At 60.2% G+C, this 1753-nt stretch carries 3 protein-coding genes; all 3 read right to left on the bottom strand.

Annotation, left to right across the window (positions count from 1 at the left end; all coding sequences use genetic code 11):
• A partial coding sequence (locus AC1DSG_RS30895; protein ID WP_477794253.1) for an extracellular solute-binding protein occupies nt 1–480 on the bottom strand: 480 nt, incomplete at its 3' end.
• 47 nt (nt 481–527) lie between these two features.
• On the bottom strand, nt 528–869 hold the full coding sequence (locus AC1DSG_RS30890) for a cupin domain-containing protein (protein ID WP_477794252.1): 342 nt from the start codon (nt 867–869) through the stop codon (nt 528–530).
• Nucleotides 870–899: 30 nt separating this feature from the next.
• The coding region (locus tag AC1DSG_RS30885) for an NAD(P)/FAD-dependent oxidoreductase (protein WP_477794251.1) at nt 900–1753 on the bottom strand (854 nt) is incomplete at its 5' end.

Genomic DNA, 1753 nt, shown 5'->3' with positions numbered 1-1753 from the left:
ATTCTCGGGTTTGAAGATCAGATCCCAGGAATCCACGGGCGCGTTGTCGCCCAGCACGGCCTTGACCTTGGCGATGTTGTAGCCAATACCCGTGCTGCCCCACAGGTACGGAAAACCATGCTCGTTGCCCGGATCGTTGGTCTGCAACGCTTTGAGCAGCACCGGGTTGAGGTTCTTCCAGTTCGGCAGTTGAGCCTTGTCGAGCTTCTTCAGCGCTCCCCCTTCAATCTGTCGCGCCATGAAATGGTTGGACGGGAACACCACGTCGTACCCGGATTTACCGGTCATCAACTTGCCGTCGAGGGTTTCGTTGCTGTCGTAGACGTCGTAGGTGAAGGCAATGCCGGTTTCTTTCTGGAAGTTTTTCGTGGTGTCCGGGGCGATGTAGTCGGACCAGTTGTAGATTTTGACCGTCTCGGCCGCCTGGCTGAGGGTCGCAACGAGTGCAAGTGGCGCCAGTGTCAGTGTCTTTCGGATCATGGGTCGATTCCTGTAGGGGCTTTTGTTATTGGCAGGCAATCAGAAGATCAAAAAATCAAAACGTAGGTCTTGCGCACGGTTTCCTGGATATCCCAGATGCCGAGACTGTTGGCCGGCAACATCAGAGCATCGCCGGCTTCTATGTAGAGGGTTTCACCGTCGTCCGGAGTGAAGGTGCAGCGACCCTGGATGAAGTGACAGAATTCCTGGGCCACGATCTGCCGGCGCCAGCGTCCGGGCGTGCATTCCCAGACACCGGTTTCGACACCATCGTCGCGCTCGACGCTGGTGGTCGAGGCCACTGCCACGGGCGTTCCCAGAGGCACAGCGACCGGGTTGGATTCTTCAAGCTTCAGGGTGGCGGCGTTCTTGAATTGCGTGATGCTCATGGGTATACCTGTCGATGGAGAAAGCGTTGTTTACTGCATGAAACCTTCCATGAACCCCGCGACCCCGCTGGCCAGCTTGCGGCGCCAGGGCGCAGTGGCCGGGTTGGCCAGGGTCTGGTCTTCGTGAACAAAGCTGTGGATGATCGCGTTGTAACCGAGCCAGCGGCAGGGTTCCGGCTCCCAGGCCTGGAGCGTGTCGAGTCCGCCCTGCGGCATGACCCACGGCTGGCGCACCAACTCGGTATCGCGCTCAAGAATCAGGTCGGCGAGGGTTCTGCCACCCAAATTGCTGGCACCGACGCCCTCCCCGCCATAACCGCCGGACAAGGCGATGCCGCTGGCGTGATCACATAGCATGTGCGGCTTGAAGCGCCGCGACATACCGAGGTTGCCGCCCCAGGCGTGGGTAATCCGCACATGCTTCAATTGCGGGAATAGTTCGCCGAACAGATAGCGTCGTAGCTCCACTTCGCTGGTCGTCAGGTCGAAGTCATGGCGTAACTTGCCGGCAAACTGGTAGCCGCCCCGCGCCCCGAACACCAGGCGGTTGTCGGCGGTGCGCTGACCGTAGGTCACCTGACGGCTGCTCTCGCTGAAGGCCTGGCCGCGACTCAGGCCGATTTCGTCCCACGTCGCAGCGGACAGAGGCTCGGTGGCAACGATCAGGCTTTGCACCGGCATTTGATAGCGACCCAGCGGCGGCAGCGTCGTCGCGTACCCTTCTACTGCCGGGACAATCCAGCGACTGCGAACCGTTGCCCTGGCGGTGCGCAAGCTCCCCGACTGCCACTGCGTGACGGCGCTGTTTTCATAAATTTTGACCCCCATGCGCTCCACCGCCCGAGCTAAACCTCGCACCAACTTTGCCGGATGGATGGTTGCAA

The organism is Pseudomonas sp. P5_A12, assembly GCF_056400685.1.
Note: the sequence above shows the minus strand (reverse complement) of the source record. Positions and strands in the feature narration are given on the sequence as shown.

Bases quoted from the DNA above. Each gene is read 5' to 3' on its own strand.
- AC1DSG_RS30890 (WP_477794252.1), bottom strand. From the start codon at position 869: ATGAGCATCACGCAATTCAAGAACGCCGCCACCCTGAAGCTTGAAGAA.